This window comes from Methanococcoides burtonii DSM 6242 (assembly GCF_000013725.1).
GTDB classification, from domain to species: domain Archaea; phylum Halobacteriota; class Methanosarcinia; order Methanosarcinales; family Methanosarcinaceae; genus Methanococcoides; species Methanococcoides burtonii.
The window spans coordinates 1038696-1059973 of sequence record NC_007955.1; the positions used below are offsets into that span (position 1 = coordinate 1038696).

Sequence of the window (21278 nt, forward strand, 5' to 3'; positions counted from 1 at the left end):
TTGATAGACAAGATGTGTTTACTTGTTCCCGAGGGTATAATTCGAGAGACAGAGTACATTGTAGATAGCAATGCTCTTTTTAAAAATGTCAATGTGATCTCGATACCTTTCACTGATCTGCTTGAACAAAATTGTGATTGTGTGAACTGTGGTTCAATCCAACAATCACTTGAGAGCTCTGAATGTTTCTACAGGGCTTTACTGATACATGGTTCTGAATGTCCTCCGATCATAAAGTCCCCAGAATGCAAAGGAATACTTCATACACATGGGATGGAAAGTTTATATGAACTGATGTTAAGTGTTAGAGAACTGGAAGAACATAAAGATGAATTCATCATCTCATCGGGATGGCTTGAGAAACTCCTCTTACATGCAGAAAATGACGAACTGGAGAAGGAAAGAATCAGAAAATATATTGAGATATCATACACCTCTATCCTTTATCTTGAAACTGGATTTTACGAAGGCAGTTCTAGCAACATAGAGAAGCTCTCAGAAATAACTGGAAAGCCGTTCAGGACACTATTAGTGGATATCGACCTTATTAAGATGCGACTCGAGAATATTGTTCATGAACATGATTGCATTAGCAAAACTGAAAGTTTAAAAGAGTCAAATGAAAGGAACGCATCTAGTTCTATGTCTATTGAGATCATAAAGGAACTTGCGGAGCTTAATACTGAAAAAGACGTTGTAGAGAAAATAACACAACTATATTATGTCCTGTTTGCACCAGAGAAAGTCAGTTATATTTCATTGAAGAATGGAGTTGTTCAATCACAAATATCTACAAATTCTGATATTGATACAGATCGAAACAGAGAGTTATTGGAAACTGACAAAAAGTATTTGATTTATGATAATCTGGATGGATTCATCCTAAAAATTAATGATAAAACTGAGGTTATGGGAATCATTGAAGTTCAAAAAGTATCTTATCCCCAGAATATAACCGAATACCTGAATACAGCTATTCTTATTTCGAAGGCATCATCCCTTGTTGTATCAAACATTCGGAGATATGAGGAACTTATGGAATCTCAAAAACAGCAACATGACCTTACCGATACGTTGAAGGTAATGATCAAGATCTTAAGACATGATATTGCAAATAACCTTAACGTCGAAATAAATGGGATTGAATTATATAATCTTAGAAAAGAGGAACGATTCCTCGAAATGGCACAGCAGTCTGCATATAGAAGTGTAGAGACCATCAGGAACATCAAAGATATGGAAGAACATCTCTTCTCAGATGAACAAGGCCTTCTGCCATACCATGTCCACAATATAATTGAAAGTACATGTGCCCATTTCGATATTCTTAGTAATATTGAAGGCAATGCACTAATAATGGCAGACAGTGCTTTTCCCTCAACTATTGAAAATATTGTAAGGAATGCACAGATTCATGGCAAGGCAGACAATGTTCAAATTATTATTGAAGACAATAAAGCCAATTGCATTATCAACATTAAAGATAATGGAGTTGGGATACCTGAAAAGATAAAAACACAAATATTTGATGAAGGATTCAAGTATGGTGATTCTGGTAATACTGGTCTTGGTCTTTATATTGTCAAAAAAACCATTGAAAGGTATCAAGGTACCATATATGTGAAAGATAATGAACCAAAAGGTGCTACTTTTGTAATAGAATTACCATCGATTCAACTATACAAAATGTAATGGTATAAGTGATTATTACCCACAAACCAAATATAAAGTACTTATTTTAATGAATGTGAGGAACATGTTTGTGCATGTAACCTACATAACACCGTTACCATATTTTTCTTTGTATGTAACCTTACTAATGAAGGGGAAACAGGTAACTTTGTTTTTATACTTATACCAATATTACAAAAGTTTATTTTTCCGTTATCTATCCCTAAAAGTCATGTGTTGATAATTTATTATTACGTAGTGAATGAAATTAGTGCGAGTGTTAACATCGTTAATTATATCGATAAGTTATTTATAGGAATATCTGAATTTTTAATATATTCCTTATCCAAACTGGAGTTAATCAACAATGAGCGAAACCGAAAATACAGAACGAATTACCATGCCACTAATAGGCGATATTGCACCGACGTTTAAAGTCGATACAACTATGGGAGAGATTAGTTTCCCAGAAGATTACAAAGGAAAGTGGGTAATATTATTCAGTCATCCTGCAGACTTTACGCCTGTATGCACCACAGAATTCATGACATTTGCAAGTATGCAAGAAGACTTCCGTGAACTTAATACTGAACTAATAGGTTTGTCCATTGATAGTAAATATGCACATATTGCCTGGTTAAGGACAATAAAAGAGAAGATTGAGTACAAGGGTATGAAGAATGTTGAAGTTTTATTCCCTGTAATTGCAGATATCAAAATGGAAGTTGCTAAAATGTTTGGGATGGTTCAGCCAAACGCTTCTGATAATCAGGCAGTTAGAGCAGTATTCATTATGGATCCAGAAGCAAAGGTAAGGGCAATACTCTACTATCCATTATCAAATGGAAGGAACATGGATGAGATCAAAAGGATGATTATTGCAATGCAAAAATCAGATAAAGAAAATATTGCAACGCCTGCAAATTGGAATCCTGGTGATGATGTTATAATCCCACCACCTGGATCATGTGGAGCTGCAAAAGAAAGAGTTGAATCAGAAGAAGAAGGCAAATATTGTCTGGACTGGTTTATGTGTCTCAGAAAAGATTCCTGAATTAAACTAAATTTAAAACTACATAGCCATTATTTATTAATGGCTTCAGTTCTTTTTTTAGTGTCCCTTAATTGCTGTAACTTTATCCTATACCCCTCTAATTGAGCTTCAGTGAGATGTTTAGCTAGCTCAGTACACCTAGAATGACGACATAGGTTAAGGTAAATTCTTTATTTAATCCCAGCTCGCCTAGCAGCTCTTTTTACAATCTGCCTATATGTTGCATACTTAAGCTGTTTACCATATCCTCATGCACCAACTCCAACCCACAAAGGAAAATCAGGCTCATTTTTATTTGGATGCATATTGAGCCGAGAAGAAAGAGAAGGCGCACAAGGAATAACTCAAACCCTCCTCATTCCCGTTTTCCTATTTACCATCAAAACTGCACCAAGATCATCAAACCTGATATTCTTAATCTGGAGTGAATCCATTTCACCTATCCTTGCACCAGTTTCATAGAGGGTTGCAATGAATGCCTTATCGCATAGATTAGTAGCAGAAACAATCATTTTTGTTACTTAATCTTCTGTCATTGATTACTTAGGAAGTATTGAATTACCAATATTTTGCCTGACATCGATCCAATTCACAAGAGAGAAGTCTTCATCTTGATACAACCACTGGCAGAACTGCCTAATACTTCTTTTGTAGTCGTTTTTTGTCGGAGCTACCAGATCATCTCTTCTTTGAATCAGACTCACACGATTTTTTATATCCTGTTCAGTTGCTTCTTGAAAATTAACACCAAGCTAATTCCGAACTCGATGTAGCTGACCCAGATACTTGAGAACACGAATTGCAGAAAGGTTCCTTACAAAAAGTTCAGATTCATAACTAAAAATGAGTTATTTGTCATTCCAGAATAAGACGCATTTTTGATGCGTGCTTCCATAGACATTAAATGCTATTTTTTTCGTATAAAGACATTTTTAACACCTGTCCTGTTCCTGACAAGACAGGTGCTACCTTGAATCACCGATTTAAAGCCGTCGGGGGGATTTGAACCCCCGGCCTGCTGATTACGAATCAGCCGCTATACCGCTAAGCCACGACGGCGTACTGAACTTACACATAATAAGGATTTAACGATATAACCATTTCGCCCAGATCAGCTAACACGGACCTCGATACACACATTATACTGATGTGGGGCATAAGATCTCACAGTCCTGCATTCCAGAACTTCTATAATGCGTTCTGCTTTCTCAGCAGCATTAGAGATCAGCTTGATAGAACCATCATAGAGGTCATCTTCGTGGGTCATTCCATAATAGTGGATAACACCTCCTGAAGCAGTAACAAAAACAGCAGCATCAAGAAAAGCATCAGCACTATGAGGGAGGTTCATTATCACATGGTCACCCATGCCTTCGTAGTTCCTTACGATCTCATTGGCATCACCTTCAATGACCTCGATATTATCAACCGAATTAAGAATTACGTTCTCTTTCAAAAAATGAATTGCATCCGGATTCTTATCCATAGCGATCACCATCTTACACTTTTTTGCAATAGGGATGCTATAAGGCCCAACGCCTGCGAACATGTCCACCACCACATCCTCACCATTTATCTGTGAAACAATGCGCTGGCGTTCTGTTGAAAGACGAGGAGTAAAATACGCACGCGAAAGATCTACATGATAATTGCAGCCATGGTCCTTGTGTACAGTATCAGTACGGCCATCTCCGGCTATCACTGTGAACCTACGGGTTCGGAACTCACCTTCAACTGCTGAGGCTGCGCCAAGAACGGTCTTAACGTGGTGATGGACCTCCAGAAGAGCCTTACCGATATTTTCAGCAGCAGGTTCATCAGCTTCGATAAGAGCAATATCACCCACCACCTCATAGGAAGGAGTAAAACCAAGAATGTCCTCAAGCGTCAGGAACTTGTCATGGGACTCAAACTCTCGCTCGTCCTGTCGTGCATCTTCCGGCAAGAGTGCCATCTCCTCAGATGAGAGCTTCCTGAAAAGTGGAAGAAAGATATCAGTATCCACGGAAACGATCTTCAGACCCTTATCGAGCAAGTCAAGCTCAAGAATTACCTTTCTAGCAGGTTCACCTTTATTCTTCGGGATCAAAATACACGGATGTTTCAAAGCCATATCTCCTACGATTAACGTATCATGCAATAGCGAACCAGCCACCGAACAGTATCAGGAATATCCCGCATGCTACAAGAATTTGTTTGTAGGCCCTTTGAGAGAACATTCCTCGCCCCCTGCTAAAAGAAAGCGACACGGCAGTGAACCAGCCAAGGTCTGCGAGCCAGTGACCAATGATAAAGAATAACACCGCAACCATTCCAATTTTATAACTTTCAAGGACAAGAGCACTCCCTGCCGCCAACCACCATATCCAGAAATAAGGATTTGATGCAGATGTGACAATTCCGGCAACCAGTGAGTTCGATTGCACCTTATCCTGTGTCTTTGGATCATAAGAGGTTTTTCGTGCACCCATGATGGTCATTACACCAAAAACTACCAATGCCAGACCACCGGCTACTGAAATAAATGCCATCTCCGACTCACCGATAAGAGCGGTAAGTCCGAAAAGAATGAGAACGAGCACCACAGTTTCAATTATAGCGTGTCCAAGAAATACCTCAGGTCCTGCCCTCCAGCCTTTTTTAAGAGTTCCATCAATGGTCACGAAAAGCATAGGCCCTGGTACAAGAGCACCAGTAAGTCCTACAATAAAACCAATGGAAAGCATCTTGAAAAGTTCTAGCATGAGCATAGAGATACAATGGTCCTATATAAGCAAAACGACATAGAAAAAAATAAAACTACAAAGGCCACACCAGCACCTTTGCAGTTTCTGTAAAACAATATCAGAGAATTATCTCAATGTCCAATTCTTCTGCTAGTTCCTTATATCTGTTACGGATAGTAACCTCGGTAACTCCGGCAACATCTGCAACCTCACGCTGCGTTCTGCGCTCTCCACACAAAATGGAAGCGATATAGATAGCTGCTGCAGCCACACCTGTTGGACCACGGCCACTAGTAAGCTCTTTCTCAGATGCCTGACGAAGGATCTCCACACCTCTTGACTGCACTTCACCTTTAAGGTTCAGACCTGAGCAGAACCTTGGAACATAATCTATAGGGGAAGTTGGCATAAGTTTAAGCGAAAGCTCACGGGAGATGAAACGGTATGTCCTTCCGATCTCTTTCCTGCTTACCCTTGAAACCTCTCCGATCTCATCAAGAGTACGAGGTACACTGCACTGGCGACATGCTGCATAAAGCGCAGCTGCTGCAACACCTTCGATACTCCTGCCACGGATAAGGTTCTTGTCAACTGCTTTTCTGTAAACAACTGCGGCGGTCTCACGAACAGTACGTGGAAGACCTAATGCAGATGCCATACGGTCAAGTTCGGATAGTGCAAAAGCGAGGTTCCTTTCAGTAGCATTGCTTACTCTAATTCTACGCTGCCACTTTCTCAACCTATAGAGTTGTGCACGGTTCTTGGAAGAAATTGATTTACCATAAGAATCCCGATTCCTCCAGTCGATCATAGTAGAGAGACCTTTGTCGTGGATCGTGTAGGTCATAGGTGCACCAACACGAGAACGCTTCATACGCTGATCATGGTCAAAAGCACGCCACTCAGGACCTTCATCAACGAATTCAGCATCCACTACAAGACCACAGTCAGCACAGACCAATTCAGCGCGCTCATAGTCTTGTTCAAGGCTACGACTGCCACATTCCGGACACTCGACCACCTTGTTCTCGACCTCTGTAGTCTTTTCTTTCTCCTTACGTGCCTTGATCATAGCACGTATCTTCTCTCTCTCTGAAGTATCAGAATGTCTTACTCTTTCAACTTCCACCATTTTATCATTGCCTCGATTTTACCAAAAAAATATTAATTATCAATCACTTGTGTCAAACTGCAATATGATTTATTTCACATACACCTTTTCATTTAGATACTTTCGAAGATCTGACGGGCTGATATCACCCATGACCTTTATACTAATATAAGGAGAATTAACAGAGCCGATAACACCATTGACCTTACCTATACGTCTGACAGATTTATCCACAACGAATAAATTGATACGTGGAAGGTTATTTAAAGGCGTATCCGGTCCAATGTTTTCCCCTCTCACAAGTAACCCATTATGTGCAACGGTCTGCACAACAGTTCCAAGTCGTTTCATATGCTTCTTACCATTAATATATAAATTAATTAGGTGATATATATACATATACTACCTAATATAAATAGTTTTCGCAATCTCTTTAATAATCCAATTTCAGTTCATAAAAAGATAAGCATCATAATTTTTTTGAAAACCATGCCCTAACTACCACATCTTTGCAAGAACAAACACGATCAAAGTAAGATAAACAAAGAATGCATCAATTACAAACAATTGAATGTAATCCCCATTATATGTATAAATTTTCGTACAAGAGATATTTTGCTAAGAACACTGGATAGCGTCACTAAATTGCTGTAAATTATAATTAGTCCTGTACCTTTGTTAGGTTTACAACAACAAAAAGGAACAGGACAATGGAATTATACGATTTAATATCAGATTATCTTAACGACAGCAACGTTTCCTTGAAACCCCTCATAACATACTTCTTAAACGAAGTTATGGAACAGGAAGCAATAGAACAATCTGGTGCAGGAAAGCACGAACGAAGCATAACAAGAACAGCTCATAGGAATGGGTATCGTGATAGGTCACTGACAACAAGACATGGAGAACTTACACTCAAAAAACCACAACTAAGAGACTTTCCGTTCACGACCCAAGTATTTGAAAGATACTCTCGAACTGAAAAAGCAATCGAAAATGCCATTGTTGAATCATATGTTCAAGGTGTTTCAACAAGAAAAGTTGAAAAAATAATTTCACAATTAGGAGTGGAAAGTATCTCAAGATCACGTGTTTCAAGGATTGCTCAAGATCTTGACAAAACTGTTCATGGATTTATGAACAAGCCTATTGAGCATGAAATTAAGTATCTTTATGTTGATGCTACTTATCTAAAAGTTAGAGATCGAGTACGATATGTAAACAAAGCAGTGTTTATTGTTGCAGGTGTAAAGAATGATGGATATCGTGAGATATTAGGTGTTAAGATTGCTGACAGTGAAGAGGCTATGTTTTGGGAGGAAATGTTTACCGATCTGAAAGAAAGAGGATTAAGAGGGGTAGAACTAGTCATTTCAGATGGGCATAAGGGTATCCAAAGAGCTGTTGAAAGGCAATTCTTAGGAGCAAGTTGGCAAATGTGTATAGTACATTTGGAAAGACTCATTTTAAAGAAATTACCAAGAAAACATCACAAGGAAGCGATGGAATCATTTAAAGAAGTACAGGATGATCAAACAAAACTCTTGGGATTGATGGTTGAATGGGATAGACCTGGATTTGAGAAAGCAGCAGAAACAATTGAGAGATTTCAGCATGGATTGACCAATTATCAAGCATTTCCAAAGGAACATTGGAAACGGATAAAGACAACAAATATGATTGAAAGATTGAATAAAGAGGTCAAAAGAAGATCGAAAGTTGTTGGAGCGTTTCCAAATGATGAATCATTGATGAGATTAGTGATTGCAGTATTGATCGATCAAAATGAAAATTGGATTACGGGAAATAGATATTTAACGATGGAAGACTAAGCATAGAGGGGTACAGGATAAAGTTACAGCAATTAAGGGACACTACCGAACACTGTCCTGAAAATGCAAATAATTTGGATTTTAAGGATAAATTTCAGATGTTTTTATCCACACATATCACGCAAACACAGTAAACCGATGATATCAACGACAACACTTAAGAATAATCACACAATAAACGGCAATGTCGTCTAGATGTGTCAATGAGATTCATGTCCGAATAACTTCGGGCAATAAAAAGAATTTCATTCAAATGACATAATAATTGCAAGCATTAAACGCTATCCAAACCCTTAATCAAATATCTTCCAGTGGGAGGAAAACTTAGTGGCAGATAATAAATTTGTGTACATTTTCGGAAACAACGAAACTGAAGGCAAAAACAGTATGAAAGACCTGCTTGGGGGCAAAGGAGCCAACCTCGCAGAAATGTCAAATCTGGGAATTCCAGTACCAGTTGGCTTTACGATCACAACGGAGGTCTGTACGCTCTATCTTAAGAACGGGCAGTACCCCCCAGGCTTTGAAGAGCATATCGATAACGCTATCAAACAACTTGAAAGTACAACAAAGAAGAATTTTGGGGACTTAAAGAACCCACTTCTCCTTTCAGTACGATCAGGTGCCCGTGTATCTATGCCGGGAATGATGGACACGGTCCTCAACCTTGGCCTTAACGATGATTCGGTGGTCGGACTTGCTGCTAAGACCGGAAACGAACGATTCGCTTATGACAGTTATAGACGATTCCTCACGATGTTTGCTAACGTTGTGCTTGATATCGACCATGAAAAGTTCGAGTCCACGCTTTCTGCAATGAAGAAAGACAAAAATGTAAAACAGGACAACGACCTTGAAGTGGAAGATCTTAAGGAACTCGTTGAGAAGTTCAAGACGATCATCAAAGATGAGGCCGGAAAGGAGTTCCCTCAAAATGCAAGGGAACAACTCCAGATGGCCATCGATGCGGTGTTCGGCTCATGGAACAACCAGCGTGCTAAAACATACAGAAAACTGAACGGCATCCCAGGAGAATGGGGAACCGCGGTCAATGTACAAAGCATGGTCTATGGTAACATGGGTGAAACCTCCGGAACAGGAGTTGCGTTCACAAGAGATCCCGCTACAGGTGAGAAGAGATTCTTCGGTGAATACCTCATCAACGCACAGGGCGAAGATGTGGTTGCCGGCATCAGAACACCACAACCGATCAAAGCTCTCAAGAACACTATGCCTAAGGTCTATGACCAGCTCGTTGATATTTACATGAAACTGGAAGATCACTTCAAAGACATGCAGGATATCGAGTTCACTATCGAGAAAGGCAAGCTTTTCATGCTTCAGACAAGGACCGGAAAGAGAACAGCAGCAGCAGCTATTAAAATAGCTACTGAAATGGTCGAAGAAGGGCTTATCGATAAACATACCGCACTCTTAAGGGTCGAGCCTGAACAGATCGACAGGCTTCTGCATCCGAACATCGACCCAACCTCAGCATATGAAGTAATGGCAACAGGACTTCCCGCATCGCCAGGAGCAGCTGTCGGAGAGGTAGTGTTCACAGCCGAACATGCTGAAGAGATGGCAAAAAATGGTGAAAAGACCATCCTTGTACGTGCAGAGACATCCCCTGAAGATATCGGTGGCATGAACGCCTCTGAAGGTATCCTGACAGTTCGAGGTGGAATGACATCACACGCTGCAGTGGTCGCAAGAGGCATGGGGAAACCATGTGTTGCGGGATGCGGTGAGATAACCATCGATATTAAAGAGAAAGTATTCAATGTCGGTGATTACACCGTCAAAGAAGGCGACATTATCTCCATTGACGGCTCCACAGGAAATGTCATTTTAGGAAAGGTCGACCTTATCCTCCCAGGAGTTACAGACGAACTTGAGACCATACTCACATGGGCTGACGAAGTACGCACCCTTAAAGTAAGGACAAATGCTGACACGCCTCATGATGCAGAGGTCGCACGTGACTTCGGTGCAGAGGGAATTGGATTGTGCAGAACAGAGCACATGTTCTTCGGAGAGGACAGAATCCCTGCTGTACGTGAGATGATAATGGCAGAGGATATCGAATCCCGAAAGTTGGCTCTTAAGAAGCTCCTGCCAATGCAGAGAGAGGACTTTATCGGTATTTTCAAAGCAATGGAAGGATTCCCGGTAACTATCAGGTTACTCGACCCACCACTCCACGAGTTCCTGCCAAACCATGAAGAGGTCATGGAAAAACTCTGGGAGCTCGAATCTTCTGATGCATCACAGGAAGAAATGGATAGGGTAAAGAAGATAGGTGAACGTATCGAATATCTGAAAGAGATAAACCCAATGCTCGGACACAGGGGATGCCGCCTTGGTATCACATATCCCGAGATATATGAAATGCAGGCACAGGCTATCATCGAAGCTGCATGCGAGCTCTCAAAGGATGGTATGAAGATAGTACCTGAGATAATGATACCTCTTGTAAGCCATGTAAAGGAGCTTGAGTTCGTCAAGAAACACATCACTTCTATTTTTGAATCTGTGATGGAAGAAATGGGAATTAAGCTCGACTATATGGTAGGTACCATGATAGAACTGCCAAGAGCAGTCCTAACCGCTGACCAGATAGCAAAGGAAGCAGAGTTCTTCTCCTTCGGGACTAACGATCTGACACAGACGACCTTCGGATTCAGCAGAGATGATGCAGGTAAGTTCTTGCCATTCTACCTTGAAAGCGGTATCCTTGAAGATGACCCATTCGCAGTGCTCGACCAGGATGGTGTCGGTCAGCTTGTGAAGATAGGAATCGAAAAAGGACGGGCAACAAGACCGGACATCAAGATAGGAATCTGTGGAGAACACGGCGGAGAACCAAAATCCGTGAAGTTCGGACACAACGTCGGACTGGACTATGTCAGTTGTTCACCATTCCGTGTGCCTATTGCAAGGCTTGCAGCTGCACACGCAGTCCTTGAGAACAAACAATAAACAACATTGACAATATCGTGTTAAAATGTACGATATTGTTAACTTTTTATTATATCGGATCAATTCAACTTTGGTCATAGGATAACGTGGACTTATACTAGACAGTTTTTAAAAAATAACTGTATTAAAAAATAACCCTATGTTCAGAAAAACAACAATCTGTTGAAAAAAAGATACTGAAATGAACTTAACCATCCAAAGATGGAAATGCTCCAAAATGACTTTCGTACCTGACAACCATATCATCCCATGTCGGAAGATCGGTCTGACACCCAACTGACCCTACTGCAAAGGAAGCAACCGTTGCACCTACCCTGCCACATGAATCCAGAGGATAACCGCGCCTGTAAGATACAAGGAAACCCGCACGATAAGCATCTCCTGCACCTGTAGGATCGAGTGCGTTTACAGGAACTATAGGAATCTCATGTTCGGCATCCGCAGTGAATATCTTGCTACCATCAGCATCATAAGTGACAACGACAACATCGATTTGCGCCCTGATATCCTCAAAAGTGCTTTCGGTCATCTCACATACCCGCTTTATCTCATACTTGTTAGTGAAAAGAATATCAGTGTTCTCAAGAACAATTTCAAGATTCTCCCTTGTATAGGTCACAAGGTCCTGTCCCGGATCAAAAGACACGAACTTCGCTTTTTTCGCGATCTTTGCATTGAAATTAGACTCAGAAGTAGCTAAATGGACAAAATCCACCTCAGGGGGTTCCAGCTCTTTCAGTTTTGCAGAAGCACCCCAATAAAAGTAAGTGGACTGATTATGAAAAGGATCAGTAAAAACATATGCTGCCGTTCCTTTTTCACCTTTAAGCCTGAAAAGCAGTGAAAGATCGACACCTAAAGACTCAAGGTAGCTCTCATAGCCAGATGTTGAGAAATCATCACCCACAGCAGAGATCAGTTGGGATCTTCCCCCAAGGATAGAGATAGCTGCAACGATATTAGCCGCCCCACCACCATAAAAACGCTGATAGTCCACAATAGGATTTGATTCATTGGGACCTGAAATACCTTCCACATCAAAAAGAAAGTCTATCGCTGCGTGGCCCACAACAGAGATGGAATCAGACATCTTCAAACTCCACTCAATCGAACTCTTCAACATCCACAACGTTCAAAGGTACATCAGTAAGTGCCTTTCCAATAACTGATTTCGCAATCCTTGAAGCATGTTCATCACTTTCAGCATCGAACACCTTCATCTCAAGAACGAGACCAACGAGCGCTGTATTAGCTGCAATGAAAACACTACCAAATGGCTCACTGCAGGCAGGACAGTAAGTAGTACCTACATCAACCTCTACAAAATCAAGCTTTTTAGGGTTCAATCTTTTTCCAGCTTCTGAGATAGCTACCCCAATGGCATCATCCGCTGTTTCTACATCTCTTACCAACCAAGCCGCTTCAAGTGTAACATGATAATTTGTCATCGTTTGATTCTCTCCAAATACTCTATATTTAAAACATTCATTGTTTTCTATTTAAAATAAAATTATTGAACTATCATCATATTGTGAACAACACAGCATCATCAACATCAAACACGCCCAAACGTGCACCTGCATCCAACCACGCATGGCCATAACTGAAACATATAAGCGCATTCACTGGATCTTCAGACCTGATAAAATGGATACCATCCTCATAATAGGAGCGGGCCATATTCTTGTAATCCTCAGCCACCGTACGCATATGTGAATTCTCGATAGGGCTTATATCGGCTTTAGCAAGAGCTTCACTCAATAGCCGTTCATACCTTTCGACCTTTTCGTTCAGATCTGCTGCCACAATTACACCACTATAAGTACTGCCTTTATAAACCCATCCGTTGAGACATCACTTTTCCGAACCAAATATCTTCTTGAAAAGACCACCGCCTTCTTTCCCCACATCTTTGGTAGGTGTCCTTTTAGGAGGTGGAGTGTTCGAGGAAACTTTCTGCTCCACAGATGCAGGCTTCGGAGAAGGAGGAATTGCTTTTTTAGAAGCACGTTTAACAGGTTCAAAAGGTGTCTTTTTCGAGCTCTTCAAGACATTCACAGATTCACCGCCATGCTTTGACTTTCTTACCCTGATGTCCACAAGGACCGGTCTTTCAATATCGTTACTGACCAACATAGCGACACCTGGTGGCAATCGCATAAGTTCGTCCTCCACGAAAGAATTGACACCTTCCAGACCCTTACTAATGGATTTTAGGTCGTTTGGATTAGTGACCTTCATAATAATCTGCGTACCACATTGTGAGAGGACGTTCTTGTCTATCCTTGCCGGACGCTGAGATATCACCATCATCCCAAGACCGAACTTTCTTCCTTCCGATGCAATAGTACGCAACACCTCGGAACTTGCAGTCTTGCTAAATCCTCTTTCCGGTGCGAAATTGTGGGCTTCTTCCACCACAAGCATACCCGGAGGGATAGCGTTCATCTTACGTGCCTCGAAAAGCGCACTGCAAAGACGTGCAACTATCATGCTCTGAAGTTCCGGAGGCACACCCTTAAAATCGATGACCGATGCTTTACCATTGTGCATAAGCTCAGTAAGCTCAGTAGGAGAAGAAGAAAGAATATCAGAATCACGAATATCCTCTAGTACACCCATAACATTCCAGCGGGCCTTGCTCTCATTGTTCCCGACCTCGAAGATAATATCATCAAGCGTATAGGTTTCCATCTCAGCCCGCAGTTTCTGTATGGCCTCATAGAGAATACCAATATGAGTTGCCGTGAAGTTATCAGGAAAGATCGCAGTCAGGTCCTTTGCCGTCAGATTGTTACCATTCAGTCTGAAAAGCTCATCAGCATTAGGATTTATCACTTTGTTAGCAGGAGTATAGATAGTAACATTAGAACCATAGCCCTTAGGGGATATGCCAAATTTCTTAAAACCATCATTTTTCGGAGAGGCATCCTTCATTGAAGCATATTCACTATGAGGATCGATTATCAGAAGAGGAACCTTACGATCAAGCAGTTCCTCGAGCAGTACAGCAGCAGTATATGATTTACCACTACCGGTCTTTGCAAGTATACTGACATGTTTCTGTACAAGGCTGTTCACACTAAGATGAACAGGAATGTCCGTACCATCCAGCATGCCGATGTACATCTCATTGCCTGAAAGACCTAATGCTGAGCTTATAAGGTCATTGTCTGCCGGGAAAATATCATCTCCAGGGCTGAACGGGGTCTTAGGGGACCTAAGAAGACCGGATGGGTCACGACTTCCTATAACCGTAGCCTCTGCAACTATACGATCTGACCTTTTGTTGGTCTTACTTTCCTTTTTCAGTTCATCGAAGACCTTTTTTGCCTCATCGAAAGAATGTTTGTTATTGGCTACATCACTTGACCTTTTGATGGATAACACCTGACAAAGCACCCAGCCATCCGACTCGTGCCATGCCTTTACATATTCCCCTCGATTAACAGCAGTACTATCTGAAATAAGGAAGTTAAAACCAAACGAACCGGTCTCTCCTGAAATAATTCCTACTGAACCGTGCATTGTCACTCTCTCACGGAAAAAGGTGCTTACGATTTATATCTATTGTGCTTTATGGACAGCCGGATATTGATAAAATTAAAAAGGAGAAAGTGATAGAACATCAATCAATATTCTCAAGGATCCCTTCAGGCGCGCCAGCAAGCTTTACAAGTGCTTCTGCCTCGACAAAATGCAACTCTGCCGGGATCACAACGATATGAAGCGGTCCCCCTAAATAATAGTCCCTGAGAGCTTCAATATAGTCTGCTTTCACCACAGGAGATGGTGAACCAGCACGAGCAATACCCACGGCGAGACGATCGACCATAACGCCTTCACCAAGTTTGCCCTCGACCTCAAGCAGTATCTCCATTGCCTGATTGACGGTCATATAGCCTTTGTCCTTGTCGATGTCAAGGAAAACAGCCGTATGAAGTCCCGCTTCGATATTATTCTTAATAGTGTCATAAGGAGTCTGAGATACCACCCTTACCCCACGATTGCTAACATAAGGATGTGGTATGGTAACGGATTTGCCAAAACGGTAGTTCTGGAGGCCGGAAAGCCCGCATATTGCAGATGCGATGGAAGCTCCGTGTATAAGGGTCGTCTTGATACCCATATCCGCTGCCCTCAGACGCAGGTCCACATGTGTTGTGGAAACCATGGTATCTCCGCCTGTCAAAAAAACGACATTACTGTCTTTCGCATCAACCAACCAGTCCTCAGCATGTTGTTCCACATCTTCCCTTGAGAGCACGGTGATCTTCTTTTTATAGAGCATTTCCATCTTTTCAAGATCAGTCCCCATTAGAATGGAAGTATAGAACTCAACATAGACCTTGTCAGCGTTGTGTATCTTTTCAAGACCTTTTAACGAAATGTCCTTTTCATCGAACAGACCAAGTCCTACAAAATCAAGCATATATGGTAAAAATCAGCTTGTATGTTAAAGTTTTTGAATATATAGGATAAAGACAATGGAATCATTCGAAACGTATTTATAGAACCATACACAGTTAGTTTCATTCATACTTAATAAAACCACTATACCAATTCTTATAATTAAGACTATCAGGAGGTTCAGATTCTATGGCAGGACTAGGTCAGCCAACAATTATAGATCCAAGAAAGGAACAGACACAGGGCAAGGATGCACTTCACATGAACATTGCAGCAGCAAAAGCAGTTGCAAATATAGTAAAGACAACACTTGGTCCAAAAGGAATGGACAAGATGCTTGTCAATGGTGTGGGTGACATCGTACTTACCAACGACGGCGCAATGATCTTAAAAGGGATGGAGATCGAACATCCAACCGCTAAGATGATCGTTGAAGTTGCAAAGACCCAGGAAAATATTGCAGGAGACGGCACAACAAGTGCTGTCGTTCTTGCCGGCGCACTTCTTGAGAAAGCAGAAGAGCTCCTTGACACCGGAATCCACCCTACAGTTATCATCAAAGGGTTCCTGGAAGCCTCTAGCAAGGCAATGGAATTACTTGACAATTACGCAGTACAGGTCACAAAGGAGGACAGGGACGTCCTTGTGAACATTGCAAAGACCGCCATTGCAGGCAAGTCTTCAGAAGCGTTTGCAGACCATATCTCAAACATTTGTGTTGATGCTGCACTTGAAGTAGAGGAAGATGGAAAGGTCGACCTCAATAATATAATGCTTACACAGGACCCTGGACAACAGATAGATGATACAGAGTTCCTTGAAGGCATCGTTGTTAACAAGGCACGTCTCCATTCAGCAATGCCCGAAAAGGTTGAGAATCCAAAGATCGCTATTCTTGCTTCAGACATCTCTGTCAAGAAGACAAAGAACAAAGCATCTCTCCAGATCGATTCAGCTGATAAGATGAAAGAGTTCATTGAGCAGGAAAAAGCGGACTTCGAAGCAATGCTCGACAAGATACTTGATACCGGAGCAACCGCCATTATTGGTACAAAGAACATTGACCAGGTCGCAATGGACTATTTCCAGAAGAAAGGAGTCTATGCGATCAGACGTGTAAATGAAGACGACATCAAAGCGATCTCAAGAGCAACCGGAGCACACATTGTAAAGAATATCATGGACATCTCCGAGAAGGACCTTGGAACCGCAGATCTCGTTGAACAGATCGGTGCATTCGACCTTGGTAAGACATACATCAGAGGTTGCAAGAACACGAACACCATCACCATCCTCCTCAGAGGAAGTACGGAACATATCACCGATAACCTTGAACGTACAATGGATGATGCACTCAACGTGATCAAGAACACCATCGAAGATGGCATGATCGTTGCAGGTGGCGGTGCTTCCGAGATCGAGATCGCACAGGGACTCAAATCATATGCAACCAGTGTAGGAGGACGCGAACAGCTCGCAGTCTCAGCATTTGCTGAAGCACTCGAGAGCATTCCAAGGGAAATTGCAATCAATGCAGGTATGGACGGTATCGATACAATTCTGGCACTTCGTGCAAAACACACTGAGATAAAGAATGCTGGCCTTGATGTTTACTCGACCGAGATCGTTGACACTTTCGAAAAAGGCATTGTTGATTCCCTCAGGGTAAAGAAACAAGCCATCAAATCCGCTTCCGAGGTTGCCAACATGGTATTACGTGTTGACGACATGCTCAAAGCAAGAAGGCAGGAGATGATGGATGTGAACCCTGAACACAACATCCACAACTACGAAGGAATGTAAATGGATAGTAAGGGAAACCTTACGATCCATAGAATTTTTTATAGTCTTCTATTGCTTTTTTAGCCACATTGGGATAGCGTTCCATCATATATTCGATGAAACCATCCCTTGAACGGCATTCTTTTACAACGCGAAGCATCTTAGCAGCAAACTCTTTCGAGCTCTGATCCAACCTTTCGATCTCAAATGTCAGACACAAAGCTTCCACCGGAAAATGATCTCTCCTAATATGAGGGGAAACCGAACCCATCAACACATTATTTTCCAGAACACTGAATCCCGGCACACCTATTTCATTTATCCTTGTGCTTGATACCAATTTATGAAAATTTTCCGAAGAATAGGAATGCAACTCTACGTAGATATCCGGCTGACATTCCTCCACCACATCAACGATCAGCTTCCCCATGCCCTTATAAAAATCCCCGTCCAGTGTGGAAATATATTTTCCCCTGCTGACCACAGGCAGTATAGCAAGAGTGCCTGATGATGGACGCTCAATATTCAACAGTACATCTGAAGTATCCTGCCATTCCTGCCCATGAAGCCCGGCAACAAAAAGACGAAATGGACGACCTTTCCCATATATCTTGAGAAGCATTGAAGACCCCCTTCATTCTTTATAGTATCTCCAACACATTAATTAAAGATTACTCGGCAAACGAAAAGTTTAGCTGATCGAGCAGTTAATGTTCATATTTGTGAGTAGTGGCACTATTTTCTGTAACTTTATCCTGTACCTCCCTATGCTTAGTATTTCATTTTTTTAATTTTATCTCATTCATCTTGTTGAAAACATCTGAGAGAGATTCTAAAACTTCATTTGTAGTTTTCCCTTTGGTCTCAATTCCACCCTCTTCTGCAAGTTTTCTGATGTGGCTATCTATATCCTGATTGTGATCCGCCTTGGCAAATTCTTCCATGTTGTCCACAGATATTTCTGCCTTACGTAGCTCGTTCTTAAATTCACCGACTGCTTTCCCCAGAGATCTTGCAAATTCTGGAAACTTATCTGGACCAAAGAGAAGCAGTGCTACAAGGCTAGATACAATAATTTCCATTGAACCGATCATTGATTATCATCCCCCATCTACATTTATGATTAATATTTTTGGCATTGGTATTTAAGTAGAGTTTATATGTTATCAGGACCTATGTTTGTGCATGAACTGTCCCAGGTGCAAGAGCTCCAATCATAAAAAAAACGGTAAAATCGATGGACGTCAACGCTACAAATGCCATGATTGTGAGTATAACTATTCAGTGGAGCTAAAATCAACTGCTAGCCCCATGTCTGTTAAACGGCAGGCTTTACAACTCTATCTCGAAGGATTAGGATTTCGTTCAATTGGACGTTTTTTAAGAGTTAGCCACGTTTCTGTCCAAAAATGGATAAAGAAGTTTGGTCGTGAATTAGAGAATCTAAAGAGCGAAAATGAAATATTGATCGTTGAATTAGATGAAATGCACACTTATATCGGGAACAAAACAAATATTGTTGGATCTGGATTGCTGTTGATAGAGATGGAAAAAGGTTCATCGACTGCTCTTTTGGTAGCAGGGGAACGGAAACAGGACTAAAACTCTGGAAAAAATTAAAGGGGAAGGAGATTGGAGAAGTGATGACTGATCACTGGAGGGCATATGCAGAGTTTGTTCCAGAGAAAATTCACACTCAATCCAAAGCTGAAACATATACTGTTGAAGGATATAACAGCATATTCAGGCACTTTCTGGCAAGATTGAGAAGAAAGTCAAAGTGTTATACTAAGAGTCTTGAAATGCTGAAGTACTCTGTTATTCTTTTGATGAAGTACAGAAATAAAGAATTAGCTATGTTTAATTAACAATGCCCATCATTTTAGTATTCCAATTGAAGCTACAAAAAGTAAAGAAACATTAGAAAAGTGGTTGCCTTATGGATATGATGTGTTTATATTAGAGCTGAGTTCAGCTTATGTATTTCCAATATCAGCAGCGAGAATTAGTTTATTTGATAACATAAATGAACTAATGCCTTATGATATGAGTGATGATTGGGACAAGAACCTTGTGAAAAAATATAAAAATCTTCCTTTTTTAGATGTTGTTCGAAACAGAAACGTAAAACCGGTTATAACTAAATCGCCTCATAAAATGAATTGTGCTTCTATAGACACTGATTTTGTAGTTCATAATATAGATGATTTTGTCTATGATGAAGTTGAACCAAAAATGATGCTTCCAAAAAGTGATAAAAAGGTTATTGCTGTTGGTGCTTTTCCTGCAGAATTTTGGAATATGTACCCAAATTTGAAGTGGTATGAGTATGACTATCCTGAATTCTATAATATGTACAAAGGAGAAGAATATGATATTGCAATAATTGGCGATTGTAAAAATGATGAGATGAAACTTTCTTTTAGACCAAATAAGCCTGTTATTTGTTACAAACCAACAGTATATATCGATTATTTGAAAACATTTCCAAAGGCATCAGCATTGACAGATAAAAATGAAATATTATCCCTTGTAAGAACAGCAAATGTTGGCACTTCTTTGGGAATAGATGGTTGTCGTTATGAAGCTTTTAACAACAAATATTGGATTAAACATGAATTCACGAATTTGGATACTATTACTGCAGATAATAACATAATATATTGCAATGGATGGGTTTTACCACAACATCTGATACGTGAAGAAGTTCTGGAGGTGTAAATATGGGATGGATCGATTGGGGGGATTGGAATGGTGATTGGAGTGATGTGCCACAAATATTGGAAACTAGAGAAAATTATATTGGAGAATATACTGAAATAATTGCAGCTTTGGTAGTGAAAGTGATTAAGGTAACATGGCTTCCATTTAGTGGTACATGGTTGTATCAATGCAGGCTTAAATCAGTTGGAAAAGTGAGATTAAACTCTGGATCACCACCTTTCCAGCTTGGTTGGGGATCTTACCGTAGTTTTATTAAACTTGAGAAAGTGGAAAGTGGAGACTCTGCATTTAGCTTCACCTACGATACAAGTGTAGAAAATTTAGGTGGTTATCCTCACAGTGGCAATCATGCAAACTATGATACAGTGAACGAGATCATAGCTCTCCTTACTACAGCGGCCATAAGCCAGATGAGTCAATATGTAAGCTATGGACTAACAGCAGCACAGTTAATAGGCCTTCTCTGTGGAATACCTGATGACACAGATAATACTACAGAATATTTAAACGCAGAATATCACTATTCATCAGATGTACCAATTAACGGCGCATGGTCTCCTGAAAGCAGTTGTTGGTATTCTTGGGAAATGCGAGCTAAAGGTAATGATGTTGTAAGATTTAAATTAAATTACGAATTCAACAGTATTGAGCTTATGGGTAGTCCTTGGATATATTATGTCGGAAATAATAGTACCTGGATTCTTGTAACTCCGCCACCACCTTCTCAAATGTCATCTGCAGAAAAAGAAGCTTATGGATTAATAGAAATTCCTGTTAATAGCATAGAAAAGCATGCATCTGAATTTAATTTGTCTACTGAAAGAGTTCGGGAACATATGGACTTTGATGAGCCGCTTTATGTAATTGCTAAACCCAATGTGACTGTTGAAACATCAATATCTAAAAGTGGCAAAAAAATGCTTTCAAACGATGTTGACGTTAAAAAATAACATTATGTGAAGCATTTTTTAATTAATGCGTGT

The 21278-nt window shown here is 40.7% G+C and carries 21 protein-coding genes and 1 tRNA gene; 8 read left to right on the top strand and 14 right to left on the bottom strand.

Going from position 1 to position 21278, the window contains the following annotated elements:
• Together MBUR_RS04935 and MBUR_RS04940 are read left to right on the top strand one after the other, a co-directional pair.
• Entirely contained in the window at positions 1-1692 is a 1692-nt protein-coding gene (locus tag MBUR_RS04935; protein ID WP_011499050.1) for a sensor histidine kinase, read from the top strand.
• A gap of 346 nt (positions 1693-2038) precedes the next feature.
• Positions 2039-2725 (top strand): peroxiredoxin, encoded by a 687-nt coding sequence (locus tag MBUR_RS04940; RefSeq protein ID WP_011499051.1) that lies wholly within the window; start codon positions 2039-2041, stop codon positions 2723-2725.
• Between the two features lie 344 nt (positions 2726-3069).
• Here the strand turns inward: MBUR_RS04940 and MBUR_RS13420 are convergent, their stop codons facing one another.
• From MBUR_RS13420 to MBUR_RS04965, 7 genes are all read right to left on the bottom strand, one after another.
• A complete protein-coding gene (locus MBUR_RS13420) occupies positions 3070-3237 on the bottom strand; it encodes a tyrosine-type recombinase/integrase (RefSeq protein WP_083754945.1) in 168 nt (55 codons plus the stop codon).
• 27 nt (positions 3238-3264) lie between these two features.
• Positions 3265-3429 (bottom strand): hypothetical protein, encoded by a 165-nt coding sequence (locus MBUR_RS13795; protein ID WP_157196649.1) that lies wholly within the window; start codon positions 3427-3429, stop codon positions 3265-3267.
• 283 nt (positions 3430-3712) lie between these two features.
• A tRNA-Thr gene (locus MBUR_RS04945) sits at positions 3713-3784 on the bottom strand.
• A gap of 52 nt (positions 3785-3836) precedes the next feature.
• Positions 3837-4865, bottom strand: coding sequence for a class I SAM-dependent methyltransferase (locus MBUR_RS04950; protein WP_332244245.1), 1029 nt, complete (start codon positions 4863-4865; stop codon positions 3837-3839).
• Complete coding sequence (locus MBUR_RS04955; protein WP_198003800.1) at positions 4858-5469, bottom strand: LysE family transporter; 612 nt, start codon at positions 5467-5469, stop codon at positions 4858-4860. Before MBUR_RS04955 ends, MBUR_RS04950 begins: the two co-directional genes overlap by 8 nt.
• A 100-nt stretch (positions 5470-5569) precedes the next feature.
• A complete protein-coding gene (locus tag MBUR_RS04960) occupies positions 5570-6583 on the bottom strand; it encodes a transcription initiation factor IIB (protein WP_011499054.1) in 1014 nt (337 codons plus the stop codon).
• Positions 6584-6652: 69 nt separating this feature from the next.
• Positions 6653-6913 carry an H/ACA ribonucleoprotein complex subunit GAR1 gene (locus MBUR_RS04965; protein WP_048063252.1) on the bottom strand — a complete coding sequence of 87 codons (261 nt, stop codon included), beginning with the start codon at positions 6911-6913 and terminating at the stop codon, positions 6653-6655.
• A 359-nt stretch (positions 6914-7272) separates the two neighbouring features.
• On the opposite strand from MBUR_RS04965, the gene MBUR_RS04970 reads away from it, so the two are divergent.
• A complete protein-coding gene (locus MBUR_RS04970; RefSeq protein WP_011498484.1) occupies positions 7273-8397 on the top strand; it encodes an IS256-like element ISMbu6 family transposase in 1125 nt (374 codons plus the stop codon).
• Positions 8398-8724: 327 nt separating this feature from the next.
• Positions 8725-11379, top strand: a complete 2655-nt coding sequence (gene ppdK / locus MBUR_RS04975; RefSeq protein ID WP_011499056.1) for a pyruvate, phosphate dikinase — start codon at positions 8725-8727, stop codon at positions 11377-11379.
• Between the two features lie 187 nt (positions 11380-11566).
• Here ppdK and MBUR_RS04980 read toward each other — a convergent pair whose 3' ends face one another.
• The 5 genes from MBUR_RS04980 to dph5 form a co-directional block, all read right to left on the bottom strand.
• Positions 11567-12469 carry a carbohydrate kinase family protein gene (locus MBUR_RS04980; protein WP_011499057.1) on the bottom strand — a complete coding sequence of 301 codons (903 nt, stop codon included), beginning with the start codon at positions 12467-12469 and terminating at the stop codon, positions 11567-11569.
• Positions 12470-12482: 13 nt separating this feature from the next.
• Positions 12483-12827, bottom strand: coding sequence for a DUF555 domain-containing protein (locus MBUR_RS04985; protein WP_011499058.1), 345 nt, complete (start codon positions 12825-12827; stop codon positions 12483-12485).
• Between the two features lie 76 nt (positions 12828-12903).
• The gene (locus MBUR_RS04990; protein WP_011499059.1) at positions 12904-13185 is read right to left on the bottom strand and encodes a DUF357 domain-containing protein; all 282 of its coding nucleotides are present in this window, start codon (positions 13183-13185) and stop codon (positions 12904-12906) included.
• Between the two features lie 48 nt (positions 13186-13233).
• Complete coding sequence (locus MBUR_RS04995; RefSeq protein ID WP_011499060.1) at positions 13234-14907, bottom strand: helicase HerA domain-containing protein; 1674 nt, start codon at positions 14905-14907, stop codon at positions 13234-13236.
• 100 nt (positions 14908-15007) lie between these two features.
• Positions 15008-15811 (bottom strand): diphthine synthase, encoded by an 804-nt coding sequence (gene dph5 / locus MBUR_RS05000; protein ID WP_011499061.1) that lies wholly within the window; start codon positions 15809-15811, stop codon positions 15008-15010.
• Between the two features lie 167 nt (positions 15812-15978).
• On the opposite strand from dph5, the gene thsA reads away from it, so the two are divergent.
• Positions 15979-17592: a thermosome subunit alpha gene (gene thsA / locus MBUR_RS05005; protein ID WP_011499062.1), complete on the top strand. Its 1614-nt coding sequence runs from the start codon at positions 15979-15981 to the stop codon at positions 17590-17592.
• Positions 17593-17611: 19 nt separating this feature from the next.
• Here the strand turns inward: thsA and MBUR_RS05010 are convergent, their stop codons facing one another.
• Together MBUR_RS05010 and MBUR_RS05015 are read right to left on the bottom strand one after the other, a co-directional pair.
• Positions 17612-18193: a DUF2119 domain-containing protein gene (locus MBUR_RS05010; protein WP_011499063.1), complete on the bottom strand. Its 582-nt coding sequence runs from the start codon at positions 18191-18193 to the stop codon at positions 17612-17614.
• Positions 18194-18350: 157 nt separating this feature from the next.
• Positions 18351-18665 (bottom strand): Sec-independent protein translocase subunit TatA/TatB, encoded by a 315-nt coding sequence (locus MBUR_RS05015; protein ID WP_011499064.1) that lies wholly within the window; start codon positions 18663-18665, stop codon positions 18351-18353.
• 91 nt (positions 18666-18756) lie between these two features.
• Here MBUR_RS05015 and MBUR_RS13425 point away from each other — a divergent pair.
• The 3 genes from MBUR_RS13425 to MBUR_RS05035 all read left to right on the top strand — a co-directional run bounded on the left by MBUR_RS13425 (position 18757) and on the right by MBUR_RS05035 (position 21245).
• Positions 18757-19439, top strand: a protein-coding gene (locus MBUR_RS13425; protein WP_157196650.1) for an IS1 family transposase whose coding sequence is annotated in 2 segments (ribosomal slippage) — positions 18757-19080 and positions 19083-19439 — 681 coding nt in all. Because the reading frame shifts where the segments join, the coding sequence is not laid out codon by codon here.
• Between the two features lie 82 nt (positions 19440-19521).
• A complete protein-coding gene (locus MBUR_RS05030; RefSeq protein ID WP_157196651.1) occupies positions 19522-20292 on the top strand; it encodes a hypothetical protein in 771 nt (256 codons plus the stop codon).
• A 2-nt stretch (positions 20293-20294) separates the two neighbouring features.
• Entirely contained in the window at positions 20295-21245 is a 951-nt protein-coding gene (locus tag MBUR_RS05035; protein ID WP_011499066.1) for a hypothetical protein, read from the top strand.
• Positions 21246-21278 lie beyond the last annotated feature (33 nt).

Coding starts and splice junctions, on each gene's coding strand:
- thsA (WP_011499062.1), top strand. CDS start 15,979: ATGGCAGGACTAGGTCAGCCAACAATTATAGATCCAAGAAAGGAACAG.
- MBUR_RS04995 (WP_011499060.1), bottom strand. CDS start 14,907: ATGCACGGTTCAGTAGGAATTATTTCAGGAGAGACCGGTTCGTTTGGT.
- MBUR_RS05015 (WP_011499064.1), bottom strand. CDS start 18,665: ATGATCGGTTCAATGGAAATTATTGTATCTAGCCTTGTAGCACTGCTT.
- MBUR_RS04980 (WP_011499057.1), bottom strand. CDS start 12,469: ATGTCTGATTCCATCTCTGTTGTGGGCCACGCAGCGATAGACTTTCTT.
- MBUR_RS04970 (WP_011498484.1), top strand. CDS start 7,273: ATGGAATTATACGATTTAATATCAGATTATCTTAACGACAGCAACGTT.
- MBUR_RS04940 (WP_011499051.1), top strand. CDS start 2,039: ATGAGCGAAACCGAAAATACAGAACGAATTACCATGCCACTAATAGGC.
- MBUR_RS04960 (WP_011499054.1), bottom strand. CDS start 6,583: ATGGTGGAAGTTGAAAGAGTAAGACATTCTGATACTTCAGAGAGAGAG.
- MBUR_RS05010 (WP_011499063.1), bottom strand. CDS start 18,193: ATGCTTCTCAAGATATATGGGAAAGGTCGTCCATTTCGTCTTTTTGTT.
- MBUR_RS04965 (WP_048063252.1), bottom strand. CDS start 6,913: ATGAAACGACTTGGAACTGTTGTGCAGACCGTTGCACATAATGGGTTA.
- MBUR_RS04985 (WP_011499058.1), bottom strand. CDS start 12,827: ATGACAAATTATCATGTTACACTTGAAGCGGCTTGGTTGGTAAGAGAT.
- MBUR_RS05035 (WP_011499066.1), top strand. CDS start 20,295: ATGGGATGGATCGATTGGGGGGATTGGAATGGTGATTGGAGTGATGTG.
- MBUR_RS13420 (WP_083754945.1), bottom strand. CDS start 3,237: ATGATTGTTTCTGCTACTAATCTATGCGATAAGGCATTCATTGCAACC.
- dph5 (WP_011499061.1), bottom strand. CDS start 15,811: ATGCTTGATTTTGTAGGACTTGGTCTGTTCGATGAAAAGGACATTTCG.
- MBUR_RS04955 (WP_198003800.1), bottom strand. CDS start 5,469: ATGCTAGAACTTTTCAAGATGCTTTCCATTGGTTTTATTGTAGGACTT.